We start from the raw sequence: 7416 nt of genomic DNA on the forward strand, positions 1-7416 counted from the left end.
CCTGCACCCGGCGGTGCTGCAACTGATCGACATCACCGTGCGTGCCGCACATGCGCATGGCAAGTGGGTGGGCATCTGCGGCGAGCTGGCGGCTGACCCGCAGGCCGTACCGATATTGGTCGGTCTGGGTGTGGACGAGCTCAGTGTGGCGGCGCGCAGCATCGCCGAGGTCAAGGCCGAGGTGCGCGGATTGAATTTTGAACAGGCCCGGCAATTGGCGCATCAGGCGCTGCTGCAGGGCAGTGCCGCCGATGTGCGTGCCCTGGTGGAGACGCATTGATGGCCCGGATACTCACCCTTACCCTCAACCCGGCGCTGGATCTAAGCGTAAGCCTGGACGTGCTGCGCGAGGGGCAGGTCAACCGTAGCCAGGCCCAGCACAGCCATGCCGCCGGCAAGGGCCTGAACGTGGCGCAGGTGCTCGCCGACCTGGGCCACAGCGTCAGCGTGAGCGGCTTTCTCGGCCAGGACAACCTGTCACCGTTCGAAGCCTTGATGGCCCGTCGCGGTTTTGTCGACTGCTTCGTGCGCGTGCCGGGCGAGACCCGCAGCAACATCAAACTGGTGGAAGACGGCGGGCGCGTCACCGACATCAACGGGCCTGGCCCGCAGGTCGACGAGCAGGCGCAGAGTGCACTGCTGGCGCGCCTGCAGCAGGTCGCGCCCGGCCATGACGCCGTGGTGGTGGCCGGCAGCCTGCCGCCGGGGGTCAGCCCGCAATGGTTGCAACTGCTGGTGGCCTGGCTGCGTTCGATGAACCTCAAGGTGGTGCTCGACAGCAGCCGGTACGGCCTTGAGCGCCGGTTTGCAGAGCGCGCCGTGGCTGGTCAAACCCAACACCGACGAATTGTCCGAGGCGCTCGGTCGCCCGGTGCACACTTTTGCCGAGCAGCAGGCCGCCGCCGTGCAACTGATTGCCCAGGGCGTGGAGCATGTGGTGGTGTCGCAGGGCGAGCACGGGGTGATCTGGTTCAGCCGCGACACGGCCTTGCAGGCGCTGCCGCCGCAGGTCGTGGTGGCCAGCACGGTCGGCGCCGGCGATTCGCTGCTGGCCGGCATGCTGCACGGCTTGCTCAGCGGCGAGCCGCCCGCGCAGACCCTGCGCCGCGCCACCGCCATCGCCGCCCAGGCGGTGACCCAGATCGGCTTTGGCATCTATGACCGTGCGCAACTGGCGCAGCTGGAAGCCGAGGTGGTGATACAGACCCCGAGCGTACAAGAGGGTAACCAATGAAGATCGCGATCATTACCGCCTGCCCCAACGGCCAGGTGTCGAGCCTGCTCAGTGCGCGCCTGCTGGATGCCGCAGCGCAGCGCCAGGGCTGGAGTACCAGCGTGGAAGTGCACGACGCCGAGCACCCCGAACGCCAGCTGTCGGCTGCGGTGATCGCTGCCGCCGACTGGGTGCTGGTGATCAGCACCGGGCCGTTCGATCTGCAGCGCTTTGCCGGCAAGCGCCTGTTCCAGAGCACCCCGGCCCAGGCCCTGCAGGACGTGGAGAGTTTCCTGCGCCTGGCAGCCGAGCAGGCTCAGCTGCATCAGCCGTGCGCCGCGGCGCCTGCGGTAGCGTCGGCGGTCAAGAAGATTGTCGCGATCACTGCCTGCCCGACGGGTGTGGCGCATACGTTCATGGCCGCCGAGGCGCTGCAACAGGCAGCGCAGCAGTTGGGTTACCACTTCAGCGTGGAGACCCAGGGTTCTGTCGGCGCGCGCAATCCGCTGAGCGCGGCGGCCATCGCCGAGGCCGACGTGGTGCTGCTGGCCGCGGATATCGAAGTGCCCACCGAGCGTTTTGCCGGCAAGCGTATCTACCGCTGCGGCACTGGCGTGGCGCTCAAGCAGGCCCAGGCCACGCTGCACAAGGCCCTGGCCGAGGGGCGCGAGGAGCGTGCCGCCGGCGCTGTGGCACCGGCGCGCAGTGACAAGTCGGGGGTGTACAAGCACCTGCTGACCGGCGTGTCGTTCATGCTGCCGATGGTGGTGGCCGGCGGGCTGTTGATCGCGCTGGCCTACATGTTCGGCCTGGACGCCTACAAGCAACCTGGCACCTTGGCCGCGGCCCTGCACCAGATCGGCGCGGACGCGGCGTTTGCCTTGATGGTGCCGTTGCTGGCCGGCTATATCGCCTATTCGATTGCCGACCGGCCGGGGCTGGCGCCAGGCATGATCGGTGGCCTGCTGGCCAGCAGCCTGGGTGCCGGCTTTATCGGCGGTATCGTCGCCGGCTTCGTGGCCGGTTATGCGGCCAAGGCCATCAGCCACTGGTTACGCCTGCCCAGCAGCCTGGAAAGCCTCAAGCCGATCCTGATCATTCCCTTGCTGGCCAGCCTGTTCACAGGCCTGGTGATGATCTACATCGTGGGCAAGCCGGTGGCCGGGATGCTCGATGGCCTGACGCACTTCCTCGACAGCATGGGCACCGCCAATGCGGTGCTGCTGGGCATTCTGCTCGGGGCAATGATGTGTGTGGACCTTGGCGGGCCGGTGAACAAGGCGGCCTATGCGTTCTCGGTGGGCCTGCTGGCCAACCAGAGCATGGCGCCGATGGCCGCTACCATGGCGGCGGGCATGGTGCCGCCGATCGGCCTGGGCATTGCCACGTTCATAGCCCGACGCAAGTTCGCCCAGAGCGAGCGCGAGGCCGGCAAGGCGGCGCTGGTGCTGGGCATGTGCTTCATTTCCGAGGGCGCGATTCCGTTCGCGGCCAAGGACCCGCTGCGGGTGATTCCGGCCAGTATCGCGGGTGGCGCGCTGACCGGGGCACTGTCGATGTACTTCGGCTGCAAGCTGATGTCACCGCACGGCGGGCTGTTCGTGATGTTGATCCCCAACGCCATCAACCACGCGCTGGCATACCTCTTCGCGATTGCCGCAGGCAGCCTGGTGACGGCCGTGGTGTATGCCGTGCTCAAGCGCAAAGAGGTGGTGGAGCTGGCGCTGGAGCCGGCCAAGGCCTGATCAGGGGCGTGGGCGCGGGTGCTTTTTGCGCAGCGGTTCGAGCAGGTCGGCCAGGCCGTTATGGTCGACCTCGTGCATCAGCGCCAGCAACCCGCCCAGCTCGCCCTTGGGGAAACCCTGGCGGGCAAACCAGTTGAGGTAATGGCCCGGCAGGTCGGCAATCAGCCGGCCCTGGTATTTGCCGTAGGGCATTTCACGGGTAACCAGCAGTTCAAGTGTTTCGGGAGTCATGGGGCTCAACGCGGGGTGTTCAGGAAAGGCCTGACGATACATGCAATCTGCATGAAGGCCAAAGGACAGTTCATGCAGAACGCCGCTCGGAGAAGGTTCAATCTGTTTTTAAGTTGTTGATTTATATTGGTATTTTTTGAATCTAAAACCTGGCATGAACACTGCTCTGTTACTTGGCAACTATCCTCATGCAAAGGAGCACTGTCATGACCACCGATCTGAACAAAGACGTAATCTCGGTTCTGAATGATTTGATCGAGTACAGCAAGGATGGCGAGAAAGGTTTCAAAACGTCGGCCGAGGATGTCAAGAATCCTCAGCTGAAATCTTTTTTCACTCAACGCGAAGGTGAATGCCGTAGCGCCGCAGCCGAGCTGCAGGCTCAGGTCAGGTCGCTGGGTGGCGATCCCGAAACCTCCACCAGCGTCAGTGGTGACCTGCACCGCGGCTGGGTGAATCTGAAGTCCATGCTGACCGGCAAGGATGAGGAGGCCGTCCTCAACGAAGTTGAGCGTGGAGAGGATCATGCCTTGAAGGCCTACAAGGAAGCGCGCGAAAAACTGGTCAAGTTGGGCTTGGGCATGACAGACCCCTCGTACACCCTGGTTCAACGCCAGCTTGATGGCGTACAAAAGAACCATGATCAGGTCAGGGACTTGCGTAACGCCGCCCGCGCGCGTTCTTAACCCGCGTAGGTTTCGATGCGGTTGCGCCCGTTGCGTTTGGCGCAGTACAGCGCATCGTCCGCACAGCCCAGCAAGGTCGACAGATCTTGCTGGGCTTCTGGCGTCAGCAGGCCAACCCCGATGCTCACCGTTACCGGGTGCAGGTCGTTGCCGAACGGTGGCAACGCCTCGACGCTGCTGCGAATGCGTTCGGCCAGGGTCAGCACGCCCTTGAGTTCGGTCTCGGGCACGATCACCAGAAACTCTTCCCCGCCATAGCGTGCGGCCAGGTCTGCCGGGCGGCGGATGCTGCGCGCGATGGCCGCGGCTACCTGGCGCAGGGCCTCGTCACCCCCCTGGTGACCATGGCGTTCGTTGAAGGCCTTGAAGTGGTCCACATCCACCATCAGCACCGCCAGCGCCCGATGGCTGCGTTGTGCCCGTGCCCACTCGCGGCGCAGCACCTGGTCGAGTTGACGGCGGTTGGCCAGCCCCGTAAGGCTGTCGGTAGCAGCCAATGCCGCAAGCCCCTGTTCGGCACTGTGCCGACGACGCAGTTCGCGCCCCAGCAGCAGTGACAGCCAGAGAATGCCGATGCACAGCACCCCCGTGGCAATGCTGACCACCAGCGCGGTGCGTCGCCACGAGCCGTACACTTCATCGGACGAGAGTGCCACCACCACCAGCAAGGGCAGGTTGGCCACCCGCGAAAAGGTGTACAGGCGGTTCTTGCCGTCCAGGCTGGAGCGCGCGGTAAAGCTGCCATCGCCCAGCGCCTGGGCACGCTGGAAGTTGCTCTGGCCGGACAGGTTGGTGCCGATCAGCGGGTCATTGGGCATGGACGGGTGGCGTGCGAGCATTACCCCGTCGCTATTGAGCAGGTTGACGCTGCTGTCGCGGCCGATGTCCAGGCGCTGGAACAGTTCGCTGAAATAGGCCAGGCGCAGGGCGCCGGCAGCGACACCGGCGAACTCGCCGTGGGCGTCATTGATACGCCGGGTGAAGCTGATGCACCAGTCCAGCCCGCCCAGGCGTGCCTTGAACGGTGGGCTGATGACCAGGCCCAGGCCGGGGTTGCTGCGGTGCGCCTGGAATACCGTGCTGTCGGCAAAGTTGGCGCTGCGCGGTACCACGCTGGTGGAGTCGGCGACGACGTTGCCGGCACGGTCGAGCCACAGGATGTCGCCGCGTACCGGCGCAGTGAACGCCTGATTGAACAGCACCTGCTGGCGCAGCGGGCCGTCGATGCGCATCAGTTCGGGACGCTGGATGGCCCAGATCAGGCCTTGCAGCGACAGGTCGTAGAGTTCGGCATTGCGCACAATGTCGGTATCGATCAATTGCACGATGTTGCGCGCCGCGCGCGAGGCGGCCTGCTCGGCATTGGCTCGCTCGCGCACCAGCAGGAAGCTGACGATGGCAACGATGGCCAGAACGGCCAGGCAACTGCCCAGGTTCAGGATCAACTCGGGATGAGTCCTGTACAGGGAAGGGCGCTGAGGCGAGGGGCGCGAAGGCATGATCGGCGTGTTCGGACCGCTGTCGATTAAGGGGCAGGCGAAGCGGCGGTATTCTAGGTGCGGGCCGATTGTCGGACAAGGTGTTAATGGCGCGCGATGATGTACGGCAAGTTGTCGAGAGTTGTAGGCAATGAGCCGCAAGTTGCCGGCTCATTGCCTGGCCGATCAGAACACGTTGAGCGGGTATTGCACGATCACGCGGTACTCGTCGACATCGTTGTCGACCTGGGAGTAACCCTGGGTGCCGCGGTGCGAGGCCCAGCGCAGCAGCACGCTGAGGTCCTTGAGGCTGCCCTGCTGGAACACATAGGCCAGGTCCATGTCGCGCTCCCAGTGGCGGGCATTGTCGCCCTCGGCGCTGTACCAGTTGCTGTAGCCGGGGCTGTTGGGGTCGACCTTGCTCAGGTCCAGTTCGCCCCGCGAGTACGACACTGCGCTGGTCAGGCCGGGCATGCCCAGGCCCCGGAAGTCGTAGGTGTACTTGAGCTTCCATGAGCGCTCGCCGGGCCCGTTGAAGTCGGAGTAGATCTGCGAGTTGTCCAGGTACACGCTGTCGCCCAGGGTGATGTAGTCGAACGGGGTGTTGCCGTTGACCCGCTGGTACACGGCGGTGAGGCTGTGCTCGCCGACATTCAGCGCCAGGTGCAGGCTGTAGGTGTTGTTGTCGATACGCCCCAGCAGCGATTCACCGGTGTCCTGGGTGTGGTAGTAGTGCAGGCCGGGGTTGAGGCTGACCTGGTCGCTCAACTGCCAGGTGTAGTCCAGGTCGAGGTAGTACTGGTTCCACACGTCCTTGAGTTCGGCGGCGTACAGGCTGCTGGTCAGCCCCTCGCTAGGGGCCCAGGCGGCCCCGGCCCAGTTCAGGTGACGGCTTTCGCGGTCTTGTGGCAGCGCGCCGTAGGTGGCGCCGATGCGCTTGTGGCCGCTCTGGTTGTAGAGCTTGGTGAAGCTTGCCTGGCCGCCTTCCAGTTGCAGGCCGTCGATGCTGGTGTTGCTCAGGCTGACGCCGCGGAAGGTCTGCGGCAACATGCGCGACTCGCCGCCGGCGATCACCGGGTTGCTGAGGAACAGGTCACCGGCCTTCAACACGGTATCGAACGCCTTGAGCTTGACCGCGGCGCCGGCGTTGGAGAACGAATCGGGGGCCTTGCCCAGTTCATCGTCGTGGGTGTAGTTGTACGGCAGGATGCTGGAGCCAGCGGTGCCGCCACCGCCGTCGAGCTTGAGGCCGAGCATGGCATGCGCGTCCAGGCCGAAACCGAGCGTACCTGCAGTGAAACCGGACTCGAACGTGCCGATGAAGCCCTGGCCCCATTCGCGGTTGTCGTGGTTGCCACGCTGCAACTGGTTGCGGTTCAGGTAGTAGTTGCGGCTGAGCACATCGAGGCTGGCGCCTTCGACGAAGCCCTCGGCCTGCTCTGCGTGAGCTTGCAGTGGCATCGTTGCAGCCAGTGCAACAAACAGCGGGGTGAAGCGAAAAGCGTGGGTCACCGATGAAACTCCTTGAGGTGAAGGTGCAAGACGTTCTTATTGTGCGAAGCGGTGTCTGCAGGCGAGGTCACAGATTGTTCACCGGTACTTTTCAGCAGACGGAAAAAAGCCGCTGATCGACAGCGGCTTTGCTCTGCAGCGCGCAACGACAGCCTGTCAGCTGTCCTTGTCGGCTTTTGCAGTCTCTTTGGAAGCGGTTTGTTCCAGGCCTTTTGCGTGATCCTGATGTTGCTGGGCCAAGGCTTCGCGACCTCGTTGGGCGGCGGCGGCGTGGGCGGCATACTGGGCCACGAAGGACGGCGATTCTTCGGCCATGGCCAGCGGCGAGAGCAATACGGACGACAGGACGAAAATACTGGCAATACCCATACTGTTGGACATTTGAAGCTACCTTCTTGCTTAGCAAGCTATCTATTTGGTCTGGCTACGATAGTCCTCGGCGGCGGGGTGAAAAAGGGGGGATCGGGCAATGCACTGTTGCGCTTTTGGCAACAGTCAAGGCATGCGGTGCGCCTTTCGCTGGCAAGCCAGCTCCCACAGGTACTCCACTG

At 64.2% G+C, this 7416-nt stretch carries 7 protein-coding genes and 1 pseudogene; 4 read left to right on the forward strand and 4 right to left on the reverse strand.

The window, feature by feature from the left end; translation table 11 throughout:
• The 3 genes and pseudogenes from G3436_RS15690 to G3436_RS15700 form a co-directional block, all read left to right on the forward strand.
• The coding region (locus G3436_RS15690) for a putative PEP-binding protein (RefSeq protein ID WP_163946592.1) at window positions 1-280 on the forward strand (280 nt) is incomplete at its 5' end.
• A pseudogene (gene pfkB / locus G3436_RS15695) lies at window positions 280-1234 on the forward strand (1-phosphofructokinase). The gene G3436_RS15690 and the pseudogene pfkB, both read left to right, overlap by 1 nt.
• The gene (locus G3436_RS15700) at window positions 1231-2958 is read left to right on the forward strand and encodes a PTS fructose-like transporter subunit IIB (RefSeq protein ID WP_163946594.1); all 1728 of its coding nucleotides are present in this window, start codon (window positions 1231-1233) and stop codon (window positions 2956-2958) included. Before pfkB ends, G3436_RS15700 begins: the two are co-directional and overlap by 4 nt.
• Here the strand turns inward: G3436_RS15700 and G3436_RS15705 are convergent, their stop codons facing one another.
• Complete coding sequence (locus G3436_RS15705; RefSeq protein ID WP_043864478.1) at window positions 2959-3189, reverse strand: DUF3820 family protein; 231 nt, start codon at window positions 3187-3189, stop codon at window positions 2959-2961. It abuts the gene before it with no gap.
• A 206-nt stretch (window positions 3190-3395) separates the two neighbouring features.
• Here G3436_RS15705 and G3436_RS15710 point away from each other — a divergent pair, with 206 nt between their 5' ends.
• Entirely contained in the window at window positions 3396-3875 is a 480-nt protein-coding gene (locus G3436_RS15710) for a ferritin-like domain-containing protein (protein WP_163946596.1), read from the forward strand.
• Here the strand turns inward: G3436_RS15710 and G3436_RS15715 are convergent.
• The 3 genes from G3436_RS15715 to G3436_RS15725 all read right to left on the reverse strand — a co-directional run bounded on the left by G3436_RS15715 (window position 3872) and on the right by G3436_RS15725 (window position 7246).
• Window positions 3872-5374 (reverse strand): GGDEF domain-containing protein, encoded by a 1503-nt coding sequence (locus G3436_RS15715; RefSeq protein WP_163946599.1) that lies wholly within the window; start codon window positions 5372-5374, stop codon window positions 3872-3874. The genes G3436_RS15710 and G3436_RS15715 overlap by 4 nt on opposite strands.
• 165 nt (window positions 5375-5539) lie before the next feature.
• Entirely contained in the window at window positions 5540-6814 is a 1275-nt protein-coding gene (locus G3436_RS15720; protein ID WP_163946604.1) for an OprD family porin, read from the reverse strand.
• A gap of 207 nt (window positions 6815-7021) precedes the next feature.
• Window positions 7022-7246: a hypothetical protein gene (locus tag G3436_RS15725; RefSeq protein ID WP_163946601.1), complete on the reverse strand. Its 225-nt coding sequence runs from the start codon at window positions 7244-7246 to the stop codon at window positions 7022-7024.
• Between the last annotated feature and the right edge of the window lie 170 nt (window positions 7247-7416).

Origin of the sequence: Pseudomonas brassicae (assembly GCF_010671725.1) — a bacterium.
Lineage (GTDB): Bacteria > Pseudomonadota > Gammaproteobacteria > Pseudomonadales > Pseudomonadaceae > Aquipseudomonas > Aquipseudomonas brassicae.